This window comes from Thalassotalea ponticola, assembly GCF_041379045.1.
Taxonomy (GTDB): domain Bacteria; phylum Pseudomonadota; class Gammaproteobacteria; order Enterobacterales; family Alteromonadaceae; genus Thalassotalea_A; species Thalassotalea_A ponticola.
Window position 1 is genome coordinate 2,784,859 of sequence record NZ_CP166871.1, and the last position, 21,126, is coordinate 2,805,984.

General features: G+C 46.5%; 18 protein-coding genes. 3 read left to right on the top strand and 15 right to left on the bottom strand.

The features are described from left to right. Positions 1 to 62: 62 nt before the first annotated feature. Positions 63 to 1,700 (bottom strand): CTP synthase, encoded by a 1,638-nt coding sequence (locus tag ACAY30_RS12135; RefSeq protein WP_290250983.1) that lies wholly within the window; start codon positions 1,698 to 1,700, stop codon positions 63 to 65. 212 nt (positions 1,701 to 1,912) lie between these two features. Between ACAY30_RS12135 and ACAY30_RS12140 the strand changes: the two genes are divergently transcribed. Continuing rightward, the gene (locus ACAY30_RS12140) at positions 1,913 to 2,335 is read left to right on the top strand and encodes a secondary thiamine-phosphate synthase enzyme YjbQ (protein ID WP_290250982.1); all 423 of its coding nucleotides are present in this window, start codon (positions 1,913 to 1,915) and stop codon (positions 2,333 to 2,335) included. 164 nt (positions 2,336 to 2,499) lie between these two features. Here ACAY30_RS12140 and mazG read toward each other — a convergent pair whose 3' ends face one another. Genes mazG through rlmD form a run of 3 tightly spaced genes read right to left on the bottom strand, consistent with a single transcriptional unit; the run spans position 2,500 to position 6,897 of the window. Beyond that, on the bottom strand, positions 2,500 to 3,339 hold the full coding sequence (gene mazG, locus ACAY30_RS12145; RefSeq protein WP_353958581.1) for a nucleoside triphosphate pyrophosphohydrolase: 840 nt from the start codon (positions 3,337 to 3,339) through the stop codon (positions 2,500 to 2,502). Positions 3,340 to 3,355: 16 nt separating this feature from the next. Beyond that, the gene (relA, locus tag ACAY30_RS12150) at positions 3,356 to 5,551 is read right to left on the bottom strand and encodes a GTP diphosphokinase (RefSeq protein WP_290250981.1); all 2,196 of its coding nucleotides are present in this window, start codon (positions 5,549 to 5,551) and stop codon (positions 3,356 to 3,358) included. Between the two features lie 8 nt (positions 5,552 to 5,559). Then, positions 5,560 to 6,897: a 23S rRNA (uracil(1939)-C(5))-methyltransferase RlmD gene (gene rlmD, locus ACAY30_RS12155; protein ID WP_290250980.1), complete on the bottom strand. Its 1,338-nt coding sequence runs from the start codon at positions 6,895 to 6,897 to the stop codon at positions 5,560 to 5,562. 102 nt (positions 6,898 to 6,999) lie between these two features. Here rlmD and barA point away from each other — a divergent pair, with 102 nt between their 5' ends. Then, complete coding sequence (gene barA, locus ACAY30_RS12160) at positions 7,000 to 9,792, top strand: two-component sensor histidine kinase BarA (RefSeq protein WP_290250979.1); 2,793 nt, start codon at positions 7,000 to 7,002, stop codon at positions 9,790 to 9,792. 37 nt (positions 9,793 to 9,829) lie between these two features. On the opposite strand, the gene acpS is transcribed toward barA, so the two are convergent. The 11 genes from acpS to rpoE form a co-directional block, all read right to left on the bottom strand. Beyond that, on the bottom strand, positions 9,830 to 10,210 hold the full coding sequence (gene acpS, locus ACAY30_RS12165) for a holo-ACP synthase (RefSeq protein ID WP_290250978.1): 381 nt from the start codon (positions 10,208 to 10,210) through the stop codon (positions 9,830 to 9,832). 5 nt (positions 10,211 to 10,215) lie between these two features. After that, the gene (pdxJ, locus tag ACAY30_RS12170; protein WP_290250977.1) at positions 10,216 to 10,962 is read right to left on the bottom strand and encodes a pyridoxine 5'-phosphate synthase; all 747 of its coding nucleotides are present in this window, start codon (positions 10,960 to 10,962) and stop codon (positions 10,216 to 10,218) included. After that, on the bottom strand, positions 10,959 to 11,753 hold the full coding sequence (recO, locus tag ACAY30_RS12175; protein ID WP_290250976.1) for a DNA repair protein RecO: 795 nt from the start codon (positions 11,751 to 11,753) through the stop codon (positions 10,959 to 10,961). The genes pdxJ and recO overlap by 4 nt, the downstream gene beginning before the upstream one ends. A 5-nt stretch (positions 11,754 to 11,758) precedes the next feature. Then, positions 11,759 to 12,670, bottom strand: coding sequence for a GTPase Era (gene era / locus ACAY30_RS12180; RefSeq protein WP_290250975.1), 912 nt, complete (start codon positions 12,668 to 12,670; stop codon positions 11,759 to 11,761). After that, on the bottom strand, positions 12,660 to 13,343 hold the full coding sequence (gene rnc, locus ACAY30_RS12185) for a ribonuclease III (protein ID WP_290250974.1): 684 nt from the start codon (positions 13,341 to 13,343) through the stop codon (positions 12,660 to 12,662). The genes era and rnc overlap by 11 nt, the downstream gene beginning before the upstream one ends. A gap of 1 nt (position 13,344) precedes the next feature. Next, on the bottom strand, positions 13,345 to 14,265 hold the full coding sequence (lepB, locus tag ACAY30_RS12190; protein WP_290250973.1) for a signal peptidase I: 921 nt from the start codon (positions 14,263 to 14,265) through the stop codon (positions 13,345 to 13,347). A 6-nt stretch (positions 14,266 to 14,271) separates the two neighbouring features. Further along, entirely contained in the window at positions 14,272 to 16,062 is a 1,791-nt protein-coding gene (gene lepA, locus ACAY30_RS12195) for a translation elongation factor 4 (protein ID WP_290250972.1), read from the bottom strand. A gap of 224 nt (positions 16,063 to 16,286) precedes the next feature. Further along, positions 16,287 to 16,787 (bottom strand): SoxR reducing system RseC family protein, encoded by a 501-nt coding sequence (locus ACAY30_RS12200; RefSeq protein WP_290250971.1) that lies wholly within the window; start codon positions 16,785 to 16,787, stop codon positions 16,287 to 16,289. 58 nt (positions 16,788 to 16,845) lie between these two features. After that, positions 16,846 to 17,892 (bottom strand): MucB/RseB C-terminal domain-containing protein, encoded by a 1,047-nt coding sequence (locus ACAY30_RS12205; protein ID WP_290250970.1) that lies wholly within the window; start codon positions 17,890 to 17,892, stop codon positions 16,846 to 16,848. Between the two features lie 3 nt (positions 17,893 to 17,895). Beyond that, positions 17,896 to 18,498 carry a sigma-E factor negative regulatory protein gene (locus ACAY30_RS12210; protein ID WP_290250969.1) on the bottom strand — a complete coding sequence of 201 codons (603 nt, stop codon included), beginning with the start codon at positions 18,496 to 18,498 and terminating at the stop codon, positions 17,896 to 17,898. Positions 18,499 to 18,604: 106 nt separating this feature from the next. Then, a complete protein-coding gene (gene rpoE, locus ACAY30_RS12215) occupies positions 18,605 to 19,183 on the bottom strand; it encodes an RNA polymerase sigma factor RpoE (protein ID WP_290250968.1) in 579 nt (192 codons plus the stop codon). Positions 19,184 to 19,467: 284 nt separating this feature from the next. On the opposite strand from rpoE, the gene nadB reads away from it, so the two are divergent. After that, a complete protein-coding gene (gene nadB / locus ACAY30_RS12220) occupies positions 19,468 to 21,081 on the top strand; it encodes an L-aspartate oxidase (RefSeq protein WP_290250967.1) in 1,614 nt (537 codons plus the stop codon). Positions 21,082 to 21,126 lie beyond the last annotated feature (45 nt).

The window sequence follows — 21,126 nt, forward strand, 5'->3', positions numbered from 1 at the left end:
ATGTGATCGTGGAAAGACCGAAAAAAAAGCCGCAATCCAAACTGACTACGGCTTAGTATAAATTAATTTTTGTTATTTTGTTGATTCGCAAACGCTGCTGCGATAAAGCTCTCAAACAATGGGTGCCCATCACGTGGCGTAGAATTGAACTCAGGATGGAACTGACCTGCAACAAACCACGGATGGCCTGGGATTTCGATCATTTCTACCAATTTCTTATCTTGCGACAAGCCAGAGAATACCAAACCAGCTTGTTCCAGCTTTTGGCGATAGTGATTATTCACTTCATAACGGTGACGGTGACGCTCGTATACGCTTTCTGCGCCGTATATATCAGCCGCTTTGGTACCGCTAACCAAGTGACATAACTGTGAACCAAGACGCATTGTACCGCCTAAGTCAGAGTTTTCATCGCGAGTTTCAACATTGCCCTCTTCGTCTAGCCACTCTTCGATTAAACCGACCACAGGATATTGCGTGTCGCTGTTGAACTCAGTCGAGTGAGCATCACTAAGGCCGGCAACGTTACGCGCGTATTCGATTAACGCCACTTGCATACCTAAACAAATACCGAAGTATGGAATATTGTTTTCACGAGCGAATTTTGCCGTTGAGATTTTGCCCTCAACACCGCGCTCACCAAAACCTCCCGGAACGAGAATCGCATCGAGACCTTGAAGTTCTTCTTCGCCGCGTACCTCAACACTTTGTGAATCAATATACTTGATGTTCACCGTAAGCTGATTTTTCAGGCCGGCGTGTGCCAATGCTTCGTTTACCGACTTATAGGCATCAGGTAATTCAATGTATTTACCAACCATACCAATCGTGACTTCGCCTTTGGGATTAGCCTCTTGATATAACACTCGCTCCCACTCGTGCAGGTCGGCCTCAGGTGCATCAATACCAAAGCGCTTACAAACCAGTTCATCGGTACCTTGCGACTTCAATAGCGCAGGAATTTTGTAAATACTGTCCACGTCGCGCATGGCCACAACCGCATTGTCCGGTACGTTACAGAACAAGGCAATTTTAGCGCGTTCGTTGGCTGGAATCGCCACTTCACTGCGACAGACAAGAATATCTGGGAAAATACCAATCGAACGCAATTCTTTAACCGAGTGTTGCGTTGGCTTGGTTTTGATCTCGCCACTTGCTTTTAAATAAGGCACAAGTGTTAGGTGCATGAACATTGCGCGTTCACGCCCTAGTTCAACGCCTAATTGGCGAATCGCTTCTAAAAACGGTTGCGATTCGATATCACCAACCGTGCCACCAATTTCAATCATCGCCACATCGTAGCCTTCAGCGCCTTCGATTACGCGACGTTTGATATCATTGGTGATATGAGGGATAACCTGAATTGTGGCACCCAAAAATTCACCACGACGTTCGCGAGCAAGAATGTCTTGGTAAATTCGACCGGTGGTAAAGTTGTTCTTTTTGGTCATCTTGGTGCGAATGAAACGCTCGTAGTGACCTAAATCGAGATCGGTCTCGGCACCATCTTCGGTAACAAACACTTCACCGTGCTGAATCGGACTCATCGTTCCCGGGTCAACATTTATGTAAGGGTCTAGTTTAAGTATGGTTACTTTCAGGCCTCTAGCTTCCAGAATCGCCGCCATTGATGCTGCAGCAATGCCTTTACCAAGGGAAGAAACTACCCCACCTGTTACAAAAATATATCTCGTTGTCATGTGAAACCCGGAATTAAGGAATTAACAGAAATCGTGTGTCTGTAACTGGCTATCAGACAGAATATACGCGCTCAGTTACAGTTAGCTACTCAAGTAGCAGGACGGGGCGTTATTGTAACAAAAGCCAACTTAGACAACAATATGCTTTTTACATATCCTTGCATAATAGTTGACTCTGTTAATTGTGCAAAAAACGAATGAGGAAATTAACCATGTCTTGGCAACAATACACCTTTGAACTTGGCCCGATGCGGCGCGGTTTTCATTTAATCACCAGCCAGGTCATCGAAGCCTTGCCGCAAATAAGCCAATACGACGTTGGCCTGTTGCATTTATTTTTACAACACAGTTCGGCGTCGCTGACCATAAATGAGAATGCTGACCCAACGGTGCGCAGTGATTTAGAACAACACTTCAATCGCTTTGTTCCAGAAGATGCGCCCTATTACCAACACGATTACGAAGGCAGTGATGATATGCCGGCGCACATCAAATCATCGACTATTGGTTGTCAGCTGACCGTGCCCATTACTAACGGGCAGTTAGCGCTGGGCACGTGGCAAGGCATTTACTTGTGCGAGCACCGCAATCACTCTGGTGCGCGTCGCATTGTCGCGACGATACAAGGTCAATAAACAGCGAGCTAATCAGGTCAATTGGCGTGTACGCGGTAAGCTGTAAGCGATAAGCTAAGCGGTAAGTAGGAATAGGTGAGCTTTAAGTTGTCAGCTAGAACCGGTAAAGATGAAACGGTGACATCATCAACCGATAAAGATAAGTCATTACCCCTGAGCGAAAATTAGGATATCTCGCTGTTACTGTGTTGTTTAGCTTTTACCCACAGCGATTCCAAAAATTCCAGACTCGATTGATGAATATCTAACGCCTGCTGTTGATGATAGCGTTCGATATAAGCAAAGCGCTGTTTAAATTTAACACTGGCATGGCGCAACGCTTGCTCTGCATCGACTTGGCAGTGGCGAGTTAAGTTGACCACGGCAAACAGCAAATCACCGAGTTCTTCTTGCAACGCCGCTTGGTCGCGTTGACTGCGGCTGAGTTCCAGCTCAACTTCGGCGAGTTCTTCTTTCACTTTATCGAGGACACCGTCAATATCGGGCCAATCAAAACCGACGTGGGCGCAGCGCTTTTGAATTTTGGTGGCTTGCATAAGCGCCGGTAACGCGTTGGGAATGTCGTCTAGCATTGAGGTTTGTTGATTGTTTTCAACTCGCTCTTTGGCTTTTTCATTTTCCCAATTGGCTTTAATTTCTCGCTCCGAGGCAAACTGTTGATCGGTAAAAACGTGCGGGTGACGACGGATCAGCTTTTCACAAATCGCGTCGATAACCGAAGATAAATCAAAGCGCTGTTCTTCTTCGGCGATGCGTGCGTAAAAAACCACCTGAAACAGCAGATCGCCCAACTCTTTTTCAAGCTCTTGGTAATCTTGTTTGTCGATGGCTTCGGCAACTTCGTACGCTTCTTCCAGAGTATATGGAACAATAGTTTGGTAACTTTGCTTTTTATCCCACGGACAGCCGTGTTGAGGGTCTCTCAGTTGGCTCATAATCCACACCAGTTTTTCAATACTGCTGGGTGCGGCTAACATAGTTAAATCTACTTGTTTGTTGGTCACCTGAACCGCCCCTTTGTTAATTGCGCAACCGCTCAACGGCAATTACATCATCAATTTGATCTAATTTATTTATCAATCGCGATAACACGTCAATATTGGCCAATTGCAATTTAAAGCGAATGTCATTGCAGCTCAACCGCGCATCGTAACGCGATGACATGTCTAAAACATTAACTTTTTCGTTGGCAATCACTGTGGTTAAGTCTCGTAATAAGCCTTGTCGCTCACCAGTGGTGATTTTGATTTCAACTTGGTAGTGTTGCTCAAACGTCTCGCCCCACTGGACCTCGACTTGTCGTTCAGGACTTTGCTGTAACGACTGCTTCAACTGTTCACAACTGCGTCGATGCACGCTAATACCTCGACCGTGAGTAATAAAGCCTAAGATCTCATCTCCCGGCACAGGATGGCAACACTTAGCCATATGTGTCAGTAAGTTACCTACTCCTGAAACAGTAATACCATTGTCGTCCACCGCGGATTTTTGTGTATTGGCTTTGATCACCATTTTCGGATCGATATCGTTTTTGGTCTTGGCCCGATTGGCGATGGTTTTTAACACGTTAACGACTTGGATAACCTTGGCGTGACCTGAGCCTATTGCAACGTGTAAATCAGCTATTGATTTGACATTGAATTTTCTCAGCACCGGTTTTAAATCAGCATCTTGTAACTCGTTTTTGTGTAGCGCTTGCTCTAGTAACTCTTTGCCGTTTTGTTCGTGTTTGTCGCGATCTAACGACTTAAAAAAGCTCTGAACTTTAGAGCGTGCACGGGCGGTAAAGATGTAACCGAGCGACGGGTTAACCCAGTCGGGACTGGGGTTCGGTTGCTTACTGGTTAAGATATCGACCTGTTCACCGGTGTGTAACTTGTAGGTAAATGGCACGATGCGACCATCGACCTTAGCGCCAATACAACAATGGCCGACATTGGAGTGAATATAGTAAGCAAAGTCGAGCGGGGTTGCACCGTTGGGTAAATCGATGACATCGCCATTCGGGGTAAACACGTAAATTCGGTCTTCAAATACTTCGTTGCGAATTTCATCTACCAGCTCATCCGAGCTTTGTACGTCTTCTTGCCACTGTAATAGTTTGCGCAACCAGTTGATTTTCTCGTCAAAACCACCGTCTTTTCCGCCGGCACTGCCCTCTTTATAGCGCCAGTGGGCAGCGACCCCCAATTCGGCATCATCGTGCATTTGCTGGGTGCGAATTTGTATCTCTACGGTTTTGCCACTCGGTCCGAACACCACAGTGTGGATCGATTGATAGCCGTTGGCTTTTGGCGTCGCTACATAGTCATCAAATTCACTTGGCAAGTGTTTCCATGAGGTGTGTACAGCTCCTAGGGCTCCGTAACAGTCCTGCAGTTTTTCAACGATAATTCGAATCGCGCGCACATCAAACAACTGATCAAAGTCGAGAGACTTTTTCTGCATTTTTTTCCAAATGCTAAAAATGTGTTTTGGCCGCCCGTAAACGGTTCCTTTAATACCTAGCGCATCGAGCTGCTGTTGCACACTGGCGACAAAATCAACCATGTACTGTTCGCGCTCTAACCGCGTTTCATCGAGTAGTTCGGCAATTTTCTTGTAGGTTTTAGGGTGCAAATAGCGAAATGATATATCTTCCAATTCCCACTTGATTTGACCAATACCAAGGCGATTTGCAAGTGGCGCGTAGATATTTGCCGTTTCTTTGGCGGCTAAGACTTTTTCATCTTCAGGCTTGTTTTTAACTTCGCGTAAATTACACACTCGCTCGGCCAGTTTGATCACCACCGCGCGCACATCTGCCACCATAGACAACAACATCTTGCGAATGTTATCAATTTGCATACTGCCAAAGTGCGAGCCACTTGGCTGTTGCAAGCTGCGAATGGCATCCATCTGATGAACACCGTCAACTAAGGTGCAAATGGCGGGGCCAAATTGCAGTTCGATGTGCTCTAGCGATATCTGCTTGGCGTCAAATAACGGAACCAGCATAGCGGCAACGAGCGACTCTTCGTCCATGTTTAACGACGCTAATATTTCCACCATTTCCGTGGCTTTAACCTGGCAATTAGGGCTCTGCTCAAATTGCTCCGCTAACTGAGCAAAGGCCTGGGTTAACGCTTCGTGCTTGCTTTTGGGCAAGTTTAATTGCGCCAAGTGACTATCAAAATTTGACGTTGATAGCTGATGTGATTTACGCACCGATACCATTAAAATTCCTACTCAACTTTTACAAATAAAGCCATTGTTTCAACATGGCGAGTCTGGGCAAACATATCCATGATAGCTATTTTCTCAAGCCGATAATTGTGCTCTAACAACACTAAACTATCGCGACTCATCGTCGCAGGATCACAGGATACGTAGACAATTGAATCCGGATTCATCGCCACAATGCGCTGCATAGCGCCGAACGCTCCAGCGCGCGCAGGATCAAGCAGCACCTTGTTAAATCGCTGCGCTCGATAATCGTCTAACCACGGCCAATCAACGTTCGGATCATTGAGATCCGCCTGATAAAATCGACAATTGCTTAGCTTGTTTGCCCGAGCGTTGTGCTGTGCTTGTTCAACCATCGCGTCGACGCCTTCAACACCGACAACGCAGTGAGTCCGTTTTGCCATTGGTAAGCTAAAATTACCAAAACCACAGAATAAATCGAGTACATTATCGCTTTTATCAAGTTCGAACCAGTCAATCGCTTGTTTGACCATCGTCTCATTGAGTTCGGCGTTAACTTGCAAGAAATCAGCATAGCCAAATTCGAGTGAGCATCCATCGACATCAACCGTTAAGCGAGGCGCGTCTTCTCCGTCTAAGGTCGTCACTTGGCGGCCGTTGTCGAGCATAACCTGCACGTCGTGTTGTTGGCCAAAATCAGCTAACCGAGCAAGTGATTGTTGATCTAATTTTTTTAGCACACGCAACAGTAATACCTCGCGCTGCGCTTTGATGTACTCGCAATGGCCTATCGCTTTACTCGGCGCGACAGTGGCCAAAACGCCTTGTAACGGTTTCAACAATTTACTGATGTTCTCGGGCAGTACCAAACACGAATTTACCCCAGTCAGCACATTTGACTGGCGCTTTCTAAACCCCAAAGTGAGCTCACCTGCTTTGTTGTACTGCACGCCAATGCGCGCTTTGCGTCGATAGTGCCAAGGTGTCGATAACAACGGCGGCTGCCAGGGCAACTGAGATAGCTTGGTTTGACGCTTAAACAGCTCTGCGACTTTTTGCTGCTTAAATGTCACTTGCTGTGCGTAATCGACGTGTTGTAAATCACACCCACCACATTGCGAGTAATGCGGACATGCCGCTTCAATCCGAGTATCACTTGCTGTGTTGACCTGTGTCGTCACCGCGCGAAGGTATTTGCTTTTCTGTTCAACAATGCGCGCTTGCACCGTTTCTCCGGGTAGTGCTTGACTGACAAAGACTGGTTTTCCTTGATATTGAGCCACGCCATCGCCATTGAGATCGAGTCGTTCAACGGTTAGCGTTAGCGACTGCTTTGCAGGGCGCTTAATAGATTTGGGTTGATATATTTTAACCATAGGATTTCACGGCGCATTTTTACTATAACTTTGCTGCAAAAACTGTCATTATAGACAGGCAACTAGAGAGTATCAGTCTAACACGTATAGAACAAAATTATTATGAAAATAACGCTTAGGGATAGGCTTATCCTACTCACTGTTATCCCACTACTTGTTGTCGGTTCTGGACTGAGTTTATTTTACGCTTGGGACCGCTATACCACGGTCGATAAACACATCGAAGACAAAGCCAGCACCTTAGTTGATGTGCTGACAATGCAAACTCGATTGATCATCGAGTCTGGCAAATTAGAGAACCTAAAACCGATATACCACTACGTGTTATCACGCCACAATGAACTGATAAAAAATTTAGCGGTAGTGAGTAATGACAACACGGTGTTATACAATGCGACACCGACGTTCGTTCCCGAAGAGCATCTACTAAACAGCGATTATCAAAATAAAAACGACACCAGTTTTAACAACATTCGCATCTATAAAACACCGGGTAGTTACTTGTATTATGTGCCGATAGTCAAAGAAGGCGTCGGCGACAACCGTCTTGATTTTCGTTATAACTCACTGGGCTATGTGGTGTTTGAGGTCAGTAAACTGCCCTATCAGGCACAAATGCGTTCGGCGTTTGCCCTTGCGTTTGCAAGCCTTGTGCTCACCGTCCTGCTGTCGATGTTATACAGCCAACAAATCGTGCGCTTAATTTTCAAACCTTTATCCGCGCTGAATCAATGTCTGGTAAAGATTCGCCAAGGTGACACCGAAGCGAAAGTGCATCAGCCATTTGAAGACGAGTTGGAAACACTGCGTTTAGGCGTCAATAGCTTGTCGCAAACTCTAAGTGACTTGCAACGCGACATGGAAATGAATATTGAGCACTCGACTCAAGAATTGCGACAAAACTTATTGCAGTTTGAAACGCAAAACGTACAACTGGAACTGGCAAAGCGCCGCGCTATAGAGGCAAACCAAGTCAAGTCAGAGTTCTTGGCCAATATGTCACATGAACTGCGCACCCCGTTAAATGGGGTTATTGGCTTTACTCGCCAACTGTACAAGACCGAATTAAATGCGAGTCAAAAGGACTTTTTACAGACCATTGAAACGTCGGCAAATAATTTGCTTTCTATCATCAATGATATTCTTGATTTTTCTAAGCTCGACTCCGGCAAAATGATTTTAGAGGCGGTACCATTTAACTTTCGCGATGTTATCGATGAATCGGTGTCACTGCTGTCCGAGTCAGCCAATAATAAAGGCTTAGAATTTTCAATTAACATTCACCCGCAATTACCCAACTCTCTGATTGGCGATGCGCTGCGTATTAAGCAAGTGTTAATTAACTTAATTAATAACGCGATTAAATTTACCGAACAGGGCCACGTCGCTGTAGTGATTGATTATCAGTTACTCGAAGATAGCCAGATCGCCATTACCGTCGATATTGAAGATACCGGAATCGGGATTTCAGAGGCGCAGGCAAAAACCCTGTTTGAAGCCTTTAACCAAGCCGATAACAATATAACCCGTATGTATGGAGGCACAGGCCTTGGTTTGGTTATTGCTCAACGCCTAGCCGATAAAATGGGTGGTGAAATCACTTTTGAAAGTAAGATCAGAGAGGGATCGACATTTCGCTTTAAGTTTGTCAGTGGCATCAACCAACTGCCTGTTGACGCCATTATTGAGCCACTTGAACTGGCACAAAAACGAATATTGTTTTTTGAGTCGAAAGCGAGTACGCGTGAAGCGATTTGCCGTCAATTGAGTTTTTGGCAGATGCAAATAACCACCTGTAGTGACCAGTTGGAGTTGTATCAAGCGCTAACCCAACAAGCGTTCGACTATGTGGTCTTGGGTGTACAAGTTACCCCTGCCAATATCAGCGCCATTAAACAGCTGATCACCTCCACCGCAGGCGCCATACACGACGTACCATTGATCGTCGCCATGAACTCATCATCTCTACCGCTAAAAGAGGCGTTCATTGATGCCGGTGCCACACACGTGTTCAGTAAACCGGTAACCTATAAAAAGCTACGCCGGGCATTGCAGCACACACCTGAGCCAACCTCGATTGCCAGTCGTCTCAAATTGCCGCAAACAAATGATGTAAAAGCAATGAAAGTGCTCGCCGTAGACGACAATGAAGCCAACTTAAAGCTGCTCACCAGTTTGCTACACAATAAGGTCAGTGAAATCGATACCGCAGACAACGGGCGCAAAGCGGTCACTTACTGCAGTGATCACAAGTACGACTTAATCTTGATGGATATAAAGATGCCTGTCATGGATGGCTCGCAAGCGATGCAAAAAATTCGCGCCAATACCATTAACACCCAAACGCCGATTATCGCTGTGACGGCTCATGCCTTAGCCGGAGAAAAAGAGCAATTTATCGCTGCCGGTTTTGACGGTTATTTAGCCAAGCCGATTGATGATAACTTGTTAGACAAATTGCTGTGCAAATATGAACAGCCAACAGTCAGCTCGACGCCGGCCGTTGCGGATAACAGTTTAATTAACTTGGGCATCGATTTTGACCTGTCACTTTCGATAAAACGCAGTGGTAACAATCAGCAACTAGCAGTGGAGATGTTGACCATGCTGATTGACTCATTAGAGCCGACGGTAAGTGAGCTTAAACATTACATCGAGATCAACGACGTCAACAGTCTCGCGAGTGTGATTCACAAATTAAACGGTGCGTGTTGTTACGTAGGCTTGTCGCGTCTAGAGCAACTGGTCAATGAATTAGAAACGCAAATTAAACTCACCGCATCAATAAAGCAGGTTGAGCCAGAATTGTTTGAACTGTTTGATTTAGTCGATACGATACTCGACCATAAACACTTATTGCTAGCGACCGCAAGTCGCCAAGCATTGACCCAATAGTAAGTATTGTACGCGGCTGTTTAGTCAGTTTGTGGCGTTATCGAGATAACACCACAAACGCCAACGCGTAGTGCTTTTCATCAGATAAACTGATATGGATATGACGGGCGCCCATCTGCTGAGCAAGCTCTTGAGCGCGACCGGTCAGTTCCAGCGTCGGCTGCCCTGACTCTAAGCTGACAATATCAAAATGTTGGAAGGACACACCATCGGCAATACCGACACCGAGGGCTTTAGCTGCTGCTTCTTTACCCGCCCAACGCTTGGCCAGATACGGAGCCTTAAAACTAAGAGACGCATAGCGTTGATACTCTCTTGGCGTTAACACCCGTTTGGCTAAACGCTCCTGAACGGCCTCAGCCATTTCGCTAATACGTTGAATTTCAACGATGTCATTGCCAATTCCCAGCACTGACATCGGGATTAACCACCAACTTGCGCACTGCGCGCTTCAACCATCAAACGCTTCATATCGCGAACGGCTTTTTCTAGGCCATCAATTGCTGCGCGGGCAATAATCGCATGACCAATATTGAGTTCGATAATGTCATCGATAGCAGCAATCGGTTTGACGTTAAAATAGTGCAAGCCGTGTCCCGCGTTAACTTTTAAGCCGAGTTTGGTTGCATAAGCAACCCCGTGCTTTATTTTATCCAGTTCACACGCTTGCTGATGCTCTGATTCTGCATCGGCGTAATGACCTGTATGTATTTCAATAAACGGCGCGCCGCTTTGCTTGCAGGCATCCAGTTGCTTTTCATCGGCATCGACGAATAAGCTCACCGTAATACCGGCGTTGGCCAGTCGATAAACCGCATCGGTAATTTTAGTCAGTTGACCGGCGACATCAAGGCCGCCTTCCGTTGTTAACTCTTCTCGCTTTTCAGGCACTAAGCAGACAAAGGCGGGTTTGATTCGACAAGCGATATCGAGCATTTCCTCGGTAACCGCCATTTCTAAATTCATACGGGTTTGTATCGTGTGCGCCATCACCTCGACGTCGCGATCATTGATATGGCGTCTGTCTTCGCGCAAGTGAATGGTAATACCATCGGCACCAGCGTGCTCAGCGACCGCTGCAGCATGTGCTGGATCGGGATAGGTGGTGCCTCGTGCTTGGCGCAATGTGGCTATGTGATCAACATTGACCCCTAAGAAAATATCGTTCATGTTTTACCTTTGTTTAAATAGTTAGCGAACAATCGTCGACTGTGTAATGGCTTACCGCCTAATTGTAAGTTAAGCAACTGACGCATCAACTGTTTACACGTCTTTAATACATTTGCATCGGTTAATTCTAGCTCACCAATACACTGTAAATGGGAACCCGGATAGCGAGCTTCGCGATAATTTTCAGCTAAGATAAAGCCTTGTTCAGAGCGATAGTGATAATAGTATTCTCCCTGATTGAAATACATTGCTGATGGCTCTTTTAGCGCGAACTCATCCTCGGCGTTATCAGGTATTGTCGACTGCGTGTGCTGTAGCGCTAATTCGTCAACAACAGCAAAGTCGAGGCCCTGGCCGAGCTCCTCAAGTAGTGCGATTTCAAAGTATCGCAAGGTAGGTTCGATGGGGTGCCCCTCATTGAGGGCGTGAAGCGTCTGTGCGTAAGTTGCAAAAAGGCTATCGGCGTTGATGTTTTCCGGCAGTAACCTGACTAGTAACTCGTTAATATAAAAGGCACTGTACAATTGTTGTTGTTTTAAGGCCAAGCTCTTTTGCGCATATTCAACCTGGCCTAAAATTTTTAATGGTCCATCGCCTTTTAGTTCGAGCTCCAACGGTGCGAACGGTTGTAAAAATCCGGCTTTGTTATTTTTGCCCTTTGATGACGAATAGGCGATAACACTAATATGCCCTTCGTCACGGGTAAATACATTGAGCAAGCGACTGTTGTCGCGATAAGGTCGTGAATGCAGCAAATATGCGTGCTGCAATTTACCCTGTCTAAAGCCCATAGCCGTTATCCGGAATAATCATCCCCGTAACCCAAGCTCCGCAAAGCGCGTTCATCATCGGCCCATCCGGATTTCACTTTAACCCAAGTTTCTAAAAACACCTTGCGCTCAAATAACTCTTCCATGTCACGGCGAGCTTCTCGGCCGATAACCTTCATTTTCTCGCCTTTATTGCCGATAATCATCCGCTTTTGCGAGTTGCGTTCAACCAAAACCAAGGCATTGATGTGCAAAATACCTTTGTCATCAGAGCGAAATTGCTCTATTTCCACCGTGGTTGAATAAGGAAGCTCATCTCCGGTGAATCGCATTAATTTTTCGCGCAAAATCTCTGACGCCATAAAGCGCGAAGAACGGTCGGTAATGTAGTCTTCGGGAAACCAAAACTCGCCTTCAGGCAAACTTTGCAAACACATCTCTCGAACTTTATCTACCTTGTCACCTTTGCTCGCGCTAATAGGGATAATTTCTTGAAAGTCATAACGTTGGGCAATTTTCTGCAAGTGAGGCAGTAACTCTTCTTTGTCCTGAACGTAATCGACTTTATTAACCACTAATATAGTCGGTCGCTTAGCCTGCTGTATCTTGTTGAGCACCATCTCATCGTCTTCAGTCCAATGGGTTCCTTCAACCATAAACACAATCAGTTCCACTTCGGCTATCGAACTGGATGCGGCGCGATTCATCAGGCGATTAATCGCACGCTTCTCTTCTTTGTGTAAACCTGGGGTGTCAACCAATACCGCTTGTCGATTGTCTTCAGTTAGAATGCCTAAAATACGATGACGGGTAGTTTGTGGCTTGCGCGATGTAATACTCACTTTCTGACCTAACATCGCATTGAGTAAAGTTGACTTACCCACATTAGGGCGGCCAACGATGGCCACCAAACCACAATAATTTTGCTTATTTGACATTGAGTAACTCCAATGCTCGTTTTGCTCCAGCTTGCTCAGCTTTGCGCCTCGAGGTGCCTGTGGTAATAATAGCATCTTTGATGCCTTCTACTTGGCAGCTGACGGTAAACTGCTGATTGTGTGCCTGCCCCAAAGTATCAATGACTTTGTATTGAGGCAATGGCATTTTCCGCCCTTGTAAGTACTCTTGTAAGCGCGTTTTGGGATCCTTTTGTGACTTACCCGGATGAATGGTCTGCAAGCGCGGTTCAAACCAGGTTAAAACCAATTTGCGACAGGTATCCATATCTGAATCTAAAAACACCGCGCCGATAATCGCTTCGATCGCATCTTCTAAAATAGAGTCGCGACGAAAGCCACCGCTTTTCAACTCACCAGGACCGAGTACTAAGTGCTCTCCCAATTCAAATAAGCGCCCTAATTCGGCCAAGGTAACGCCTCGCACCAATGTCGAGCGCATCCGAGTCAATTCGCCTTCCGATGATTTTGGAAATTGTTCAAATAACGCGCGAGCAATAACGTAACCTAATATCGAGTCGCCAAGAAACTCGAGGCGCTCGTTATTACGACCTTTGGCGCTGCGATGCGTTAATGCTTGAATCAATAACTGTTGATTCTCAAACTGATAGCCTAACTTGTTTTGCAGGCGCTGTAATAAGTGTAACTTGTTCAAACTACTCTATGCCGCCTATTCGAGAAAAACGCACGCCTGATGGAACCCACGTTGGTAATAGGTCGCTCTCTTGGCGCTCAAAATCAAAGCTCATCCAAATCGCAACCGCTTTACCCACTAGGTTTTGCTCTGGTACAAATCCCCAAAAGCGACCATCAAGTGAATTGTCTCGGTTGTCTCCCATGACGAAATAGTGTCCTTCGGGCACTAACCATTCGCCTCTGCCAAGCCCCGGTTGAACGTAAAAGCGCGACGCCTGCTCAGGCGTGTGATTGTTAATCAAAATCTCGTGAGATTTATTATCCATTACCGACTCATAACGGGTCAGCGGCACACCGCGTTGGCTATATTCACCGTTTTGCTTGAAGTTGGTCAACACTTGCGTCATTTTGGGACACGTATCGCTTTCTGGTGCGCACTTTGGTTGAATATACAGCGACTTGTTTTTATACATTATGCGGTCACCGGGTAAGCCAATAACGCGTTTAATGTAATCGACTTGCGGCTGCTTTGGGTATTTAAAGACAACGACATCGCCGCGTTCTGGCTGACCGATTTCTACAAATTTGTGGCGGGTCACCGGTTCGCGCAAACCGTAACTGTGCTTGTCGACTAAAATAAAATCACCGTCGAGTAATGTAGGCATCATTGAGCCCGACGGAATTTGAAACGGTTCCCATAAAAAAGATCGCAAGATCAATACGAAAGCTACGACAGGGAATATTTGCACAGAGGTATCAACCCACACATTCGGGGTGAGGATCTTTTCAACGGCAGCCTCATCGAGCGGTTGAGCGCATTGTTGCTGTGTCGCTTTGAGGTTGTCTCTGCGTTTAGGGGCATAAACCAGTTTGTCCAGCATATAAACCACACCGGTGATCAACGTAATTGCGACCAACAAAATTGAAAAGTAGACTGCCATAGTTTTTTATTTCCCTAATTTTAACACTGCTAGAAACGCCTCCTGAGGAACTTCAACATTACCTACTTGTTTCATGCGTTTCTTACCTTCTTTTTGTTTTTGTAATAATTTCTTCTTACGAGAAACATCACCACCGTAACACTTGGCAATTACGTTTTTGCGCAGCTGTTTGACCGTTGTGCGAGCAATGACGTTGTTGCCAATAGCCGCTTGAATGGCAATGTCAAACATTTGACGGTGTATTAATTCTTTGAGCTTTTCAACCAACTCACGGCCTCGAGATACCGAATTGTCTCGGTGAGTGATCATCGCTAACGCGTCGACTCGGTCACCGTTGATCAAAATATCAACGCGAACCATATCCGACGCTTGAAAACGAACAAAATTATAATCAAGCGACGCGTAACCGCGACTGGTTGATTTGAGTTTGTCAAAGAAGTCCATAACCACTTCTGCCATCGGCAATTCGTATTTCACCGCAACTTGGTTGCCGTGATAGGTTAAGTTCTTCTGCACACCTCGCTTCTCGACACACAGGGTAATCACGTTACCCAGATGCTCTTGCGGTACGAGAATATTGGCTTCGACTATCGGCTCGCGAATTTCGCTGATGTTATTAACCGGTGGCAGGTCGCCAGGGTTATCAATCAATTTAATGCTGCCGTCGCTACACAGTATTTCGTAGTTTACCGTTGGTGCCGTGGTAATCAAATCGAGGTCGTATTCACGGGCTAAACGCTCTTGAATGATCTCCATGTGCAGCATACCAAGGAAGCCACAGCGGAAACCAAATCCTAGCGCGCCAGAACTCTCTGGCTCGTAAAATAACGAGGCATCGTTCAGGCTTAGTTTGCCCAAAGCGTCACGGAAGTTTTCAAACTCGTCAGAACTGATTGGGAATATACCGGCGTACACTTGTGGTTTAACCTTTTGGAAACCCGGTAATTGCTTGTCGGCAGGATCGCGAGTAAGCGTTAGCGTATCACCCACAGGTGCACCGTGGATATCTTTGATACCGGCGATAATAAACCCTACTTCACCAGTGCGCAATATGCCGGTATCATTCTGTTTTGGCGTGAAAATACCGACTTTGTCGATGATGTGGCTTTGTCCTGTTGACATCACCGTCATCTTGTCGCCTTTCTTAATTTCACCATTGACAACGCGCACCAATGATACAACACCTTGGTAGTTATCAAACCACGAGTCAATGATAAGCGCCTGCAGTTTTTCGCTTGGCTCACCCACAGGTGGTGGAATGTTGGCAACGATACTCTCTAGCACATCTTCAATACCAATACCAGTTTTCGCCGAACATCGCACAGCATCCGTGGCATCGATACCAATAATGTCTTCAATTTCTTCACTAACGCGATCGGGGTCGGCCTGTGGCAAGTCAATTTTGTTTAAAATTGGTACCACTTCGAGATCCATTTCAATGGCGGTATAACAGTTGGCAAGCGTTTGAGCTTCAACGCCTTGCCCAGCGTCAACAACTAATAAAGCACCTTCACACGCGGCAAGAGATCGAGATACTTCATAAGAAAAGTCTACGTGGCCCGGTGTATCGATAAAGTTGAGTTGATAGGTCTCCCCATCTTTGGCCTTGTAATCTAAGGTAACACTTTGCGCTTTAATGGTAATACCGCGTTCTCGCTCTAAGTCCATTGAATCAAGGACCTGTGCCGCCATTTCGCGGTCGGAAAGGCCACCGCAATGTTGGATAAGGCGATCGGATAATGTCGACTTACCATGGTCGATGTGGGCAATAATTGAAAAGTTGCGTATATGCTTCATTTAAATAAATTTTCATTGAAACTTTAAGTCGCTGGTCACGTTACCCGTAAAGCTTTTGCTAAATCGGTCTATCGGTGCGATTACCGATCGCGACTTAAAAGTGGTTAATAAATACAGTTAGCGCGAATTTTACATGAATAATCAATGTGGCGCTAATTAAAAGTTTGTCGCGCTTAACGCAACAACGGCCTGTTACTATAATCTCAGCCAGTTATCAGCAGTCACTAATCGCGATTGGATAACTCGACTACGTCAATTTTTAACGATTGCTCCGGCGACTGATTACAGCGCCTAACAATATGCGGGCGCAACCCTTGTTGGTCTTTCTTGCGCTGGTGTCGCTTGGCAAGCCACCAACCACAAACCGCGCTGAGCATAGCACCAAGCACGGCCCATAATTCACTGTATTGCATGCGCTCAGCAATCCATAGCTGGCTGACAACCGCGCCAATCAACAAGCCAAACAACGGCCATAAATAAACCACAAAGGCAGTTGCTAACATCGCTTTTTCGTCAAGCGCTATGACCACTTCATCGCCCACAGCCAAGTTGTCAATGTCGTGCTCAACACTGAACACAACCCGCTTTTGTGGAAAGGCATTAGCGACTTGCCCACTGCCGCAACTTTGTTGTTGCTGACAGCCACTGCACGAGGACTTAACCATGCTTTCTACGTCAGCAATACCGCCGTTTACTCGGGTGACAAACGCCGTTTCTTCAATCATCTGTACTCTACTTCAAGGATTTGCTTTTGCTGTTGCAGTTTACCACAAAAACAAGCGGCTAGTTAAAGACAACAGATTCTGCGATGTGAGCGGCCGTTTTGGCTGGTATTTTTCCAATGACGGTAATTTCATGCCCGTCTTTGAGTAGCGATAGTAGGGTTGTCGCTCCCGTTTGATTAACGGTTGCTGCGCGAGGTTGCTCGTTAGAAGGTGCTACGTAAACAGAGATATCGACTAAGCCATCGTTAAACAGCATGGTTTGCATGCGTTGACCTATTTTTGCGACATAGCGAATCTGTGAGCTAACCGGCTCAAACCCCTTTGGCAGGTAGGTAACCGACCACGGCAAACTGACGTCGACGCCCTGATCGTGAACTAATTCGGGTAAATCGATTGCTTTAACTTGCTCAAACAATTCGCTGGCATCGTCTTTCAACTGCAAATGAGTAAATTGGATTTGTTCCAGTATTTCCGCATTTTTCGACACCACGGCAACCTTTAACATCAACCCGGTTTCAGCATCAAGCCAGAGCCAATAGCCAAAGCGGTTTTTGTCTTTACTCTCTAAGCGAATCAATTGCGCTTGACGACCGAGAATGCGACTTTTGCCGACCAGGATGAAGTGGTAATTTTGCTCGAGCTTGGTGTAGTCACTGTATAGCGTTGCGGGTATCGGCCCGTTAATGGTGTCGCTCGCCACCGAATACGGTGTGCGGTCAGGTTCAAAATAACTGACCACTTGATTGTAGCGAATCGCTTCGTGGCGAGCGCCGTTGAGGACGGTAAGAAATTCAATTTGCTGTTGATCTTTAACCCCGTGTAACCATCGATACGGTTCGGCGCGATTGTTGCGCACAACCACAAATGAGGTATCAAAATTGAGACTTTGCATCGCCTTGTCAAGGCGAGTCATCCACTGTTGTGCAGTGAATTTGTGACTGGCATTTAAGCGCTCATCAGTTGCCGTCTGTTGACTAGCAACCGCGTTGTTTTCTGACTCTGCTGAAGACGAAAGCGCTTCGCTATCGTACACGTATTGAGGGGGAGTAGCCTGAACCGTGTTGCTTGCGACGAAGGCAAGCAACACACTATAAAAAAATTTCATTCACTAATCGTTATTGTCTAGGTTATTCGAATCTTCTGCGCTAGATGGTTGCGTTTCATCGGTTTGCTTGCGCCACTTCAATTGCAACTCGTGATCGCTTAGCAACGACTGCAATTTTTGATGATGATTAATCGCTTGTTGGCGCTGCTCAGTCGCCGTTCGTTGCGGGTAATTATAACTCACGGGGTCTGCGACACCGCCAATCGGTAGCGGTTGCCATGTTTGCGTTGGAATTAGCGCCTCATCGTTGTTGGTATTCACTTGCTGTACACCAAGCACCATTAACCCTGCGGCGGAGGCTGCAATGGCCATCTGTCCTGCCGGTTTGGCCAATTGAATTACCTTCGCTTTCGCCCAAGCACCCAAGCCCGCTTTACGCTGCGGCGCGAGTACCGTCGGCTCTATGGCTATTGCCATCGCAATATCATCAGCTAAGTCTGGTGCGATTACATCTGCACTGTCGCCACGCATAATGTCACCGTATAGCTGATAACGGCCATAGGTTTGCGCTAATGTATCACTGCGCTTCATATGCTCGATGACTTCACCGCTCATTTCTTGCATATCGAGAAACGACGACACGGCTTCAAACTTATTATCACTCATACCTAAACTCATTTGTTATTACTAATAATCATAACGCAACGCGCTACAAATACGAACTTCGACGAAAAACATCATCGGGCATCTGCCCATTGCCACTATCTTTGCCTTAGCGCTGCATCAACGGACGAACCTTTTTGTCGATAGCGTCTCGAGCTCTAAAGATTCTCGATCTCACCGTTCCGACAGGGCACTCCATCACCGCGGCAATTTCCTCATAACTCAAACCATCCATTTCGCGCAAGTTTATTGCCACACGCAATTCTTCAGGCAACTGTTCTATGGTGTCAAAGATAATGGTTCTGATCTCTTCGGTTAACACCAGCCTCTCGGGGGAGGCATTTTCTCTTAGGGCATCGCCACTATCGTAAAACTCAGCGTCTTCCACCTCGACGTCACTACCGGGAGGCTTGCGGCTACTGGCCATTAAATGGTTTTTTGCGGTATTGACCGCAATCCGATAAAGCCACGTATAAAACGCACTGTCGCCTCTAAAATTGGCTAACGCTTTATACGCCTTGATAAACGCTTCTTGCGTCACATCAGCGACATCGGCTTGATTCTTTACATAGCGAGATACCAAGTTCATGACCTTCTGCTGATATTTGCGCACCAGCAGGTTGTAAGCGTTCTTATCCCCTTGCTGAACTTGCTCAACCAACATCTGGTCGACATTCTGCTTGCTCATTTGAGCCACATCTCCTTAATCCGTATTGACCGCTTTAGGCGATCACCTGCTGCTTATGTCACGGACGCTTTGCATTATTTGCCCGTATCGCTGCAGTGTGTAACAACATTGCTTGCTGGCTCATCACAAACATACCTTTGAGACTAGGGCCGGTTAAAAAAGTTCGCACAATGTTAAGTTTTTTCTCAATTGAATAAAAAGACACCAACTCAAGAGTCTGTTTTTGCCTTTATCGCCAAAAGTAAGTTAATATTAACAGGATCACAAGTAACTACAATCTCCGTATGAAACAACAACATAATTGCGACGTACTAATTATAGGTAGCGGCGCTGCTGGTATGACTTTGGCTCTTAAACTAGCGGCTAACGCTGACGTTATTTTGTTGAGTAAAGGCCCCGTTAACGAAGGTGCGACATTTTACGCCCAAGGTGGTATTGCCGCCGTTTTCGACGAAAGCGATTCTATCGAATCCCACGTTCAAGATACTCTGATTGCCGGCAACGATCTCTGTGACACAGAGATTGTTCGCTTCACCGCTGAAAATGCCAAACAAGCAATGCAGTGGCTGATAGCTCAAGGCGTTGAATTCGACCAACAAACCGATGAACACGGACAAAAAGAGTACCACTTAACCCGCGAAGGTGGGCATAGCCATCGACGCATCCTACACGCCGCCGATGCAACGGGTCGAAATGTCCAGCTTACCTTAGCAGAACAAGTGCACAGACACACTCGTATCCGTGTGTTTGAACGCTTTAATGCCGTTGATTTAGTTCATCGCAACATAGACGGACAGCGTCAGTGTATTGGCGCTTATGTGTGGAATCGTAACGCTGAAAAAGTCGAAGCCATTCACGCGCAAAAAACCATACTGGCAACAGGTGGTGCGTCAAAGGTGTATCAATACACGTCGAACCCCGACGTTGCGAGCGGTGACGGCATCGCCATGGCTTGGCGAGCGGGTTGTCGCGTGGCTAATATGGAGTTTAATCAATTTCACCCCACCTGTTTATATCACCCGCAGGCGGGCACCTTTTTGCTCACCGAAGCGCTCAGAGGCGAAGGCGCTATTTTACGTCGACCTGACGGTTCGCGCTTTATGCCGGAATTTGACCAGCGCGCCGAACTCGCGCCTCGCGATGTGGTTGCTCGCGCGATTGATTACGAAATGAAGCGCCTTGGTGCCGACTGCATGTACCTCGATATCAGCCATCGCGACGAATCGTTTATCAAATCTCACTTTCCCACGATTTACGAGCGCACCAAACAACTTGGCCTCGATATGACCAACCAACCTCTGCCAGTTGTCCCCGCGGCACACTACACCTGTGGCGGAGTGATGATTGATAAGTACGGGCAAACAGACCTCGCTAACCTCTATGCCATTGGTGAAGTGTCTTACACTGGTCTTCACGGTGCTAACCGATTGGCCAGTAATTCATTACTCGAGTGCATTGTGTTTGCTCGTTCTGCTGCGGAAAAGATCAATCAAGAACTCGACTTCAACGCACCTATTCACACCATCAAAGCGTGGGATGAAAGTCGGGTAAGCAACTCCGATGAAGAGGTCGTGATTCAGCATAACTGGCACGAGTTGCGCCTGTTTATGTGGGATTACGTCGGCATCGTGCGCACCACCAAGCGATTAGAACGAGCGCTAAACCGGGTCAATTTACTCAAAACGGAAATCCACGATTATTACAAAAATTTCAAAGTTAGCAATAACTTGCTCGAATTGAGAAACTTGGTACAAGTGGCCGAATTGATCATCTTAAGCGCCATGGAACGCAAAGAGTCGCGCGGTCTTCACTACACGCTTGACTATCCGCATCTGCTGCCACAATCGGGACCGACGATTTTATCGCCGACAACCAGCAAAGAAACCACTGACGACTGAGATGACAATAAGCTGGTGGTAACGGCGATGTTGGCTAAGGCGTGT

Excerpts from the sequence above, each read along its gene's own strand:
- ACAY30_RS12135 (WP_290250983.1), bottom strand. The coding sequence starts at position 1,700 with ATGACAACGAGATATATTTTTGTAACAGGTGGGGTAGTTTCTTCCCTT.
- ACAY30_RS12140 (WP_290250982.1), top strand. The coding sequence starts at position 1,913 with ATGTCTTGGCAACAATACACCTTTGAACTTGGCCCGATGCGGCGCGGT.
- relA (WP_290250981.1), bottom strand. The coding sequence starts at position 5,551 with ATGGTATCGGTGCGTAAATCACATCAGCTATCAACGTCAAATTTTGAT.
- rlmD (WP_290250980.1), bottom strand. The coding sequence starts at position 6,897 with ATGGTTAAAATATATCAACCCAAATCTATTAAGCGCCCTGCAAAGCAG.
- barA (WP_290250979.1), top strand. The coding sequence starts at position 7,000 with ATGAAAATAACGCTTAGGGATAGGCTTATCCTACTCACTGTTATCCCA.
- acpS (WP_290250978.1), bottom strand. The coding sequence starts at position 10,210 with ATGTCAGTGCTGGGAATTGGCAATGACATCGTTGAAATTCAACGTATT.
- pdxJ (WP_290250977.1), bottom strand. The coding sequence starts at position 10,962 with ATGAACGATATTTTCTTAGGGGTCAATGTTGATCACATAGCCACATTG.
- recO (WP_290250976.1), bottom strand. The coding sequence starts at position 11,753 with ATGGGCTTTAGACAGGGTAAATTGCAGCACGCATATTTGCTGCATTCA.
- era (WP_290250975.1), bottom strand. The coding sequence starts at position 12,670 with ATGTCAAATAAGCAAAATTATTGTGGTTTGGTGGCCATCGTTGGCCGC.
- lepB (WP_290250973.1), bottom strand. The coding sequence starts at position 14,265 with ATGGCAGTCTACTTTTCAATTTTGTTGGTCGCAATTACGTTGATCACC.
- lepA (WP_290250972.1), bottom strand. The coding sequence starts at position 16,062 with ATGAAGCATATACGCAACTTTTCAATTATTGCCCACATCGACCATGGT.
- ACAY30_RS12200 (WP_290250971.1), bottom strand. The coding sequence starts at position 16,787 with ATGATTGAAGAAACGGCGTTTGTCACCCGAGTAAACGGCGGTATTGCT.
- ACAY30_RS12205 (WP_290250970.1), bottom strand. The coding sequence starts at position 17,892 with ATGAAATTTTTTTATAGTGTGTTGCTTGCCTTCGTCGCAAGCAACACG.
- ACAY30_RS12210 (WP_290250969.1), bottom strand. The coding sequence starts at position 18,498 with ATGAGTGATAATAAGTTTGAAGCCGTGTCGTCGTTTCTCGATATGCAA.
- rpoE (WP_290250968.1), bottom strand. The coding sequence starts at position 19,183 with ATGAGCAAGCAGAATGTCGACCAGATGTTGGTTGAGCAAGTTCAGCAA.
- nadB (WP_290250967.1), top strand. The coding sequence starts at position 19,468 with ATGAAACAACAACATAATTGCGACGTACTAATTATAGGTAGCGGCGCT.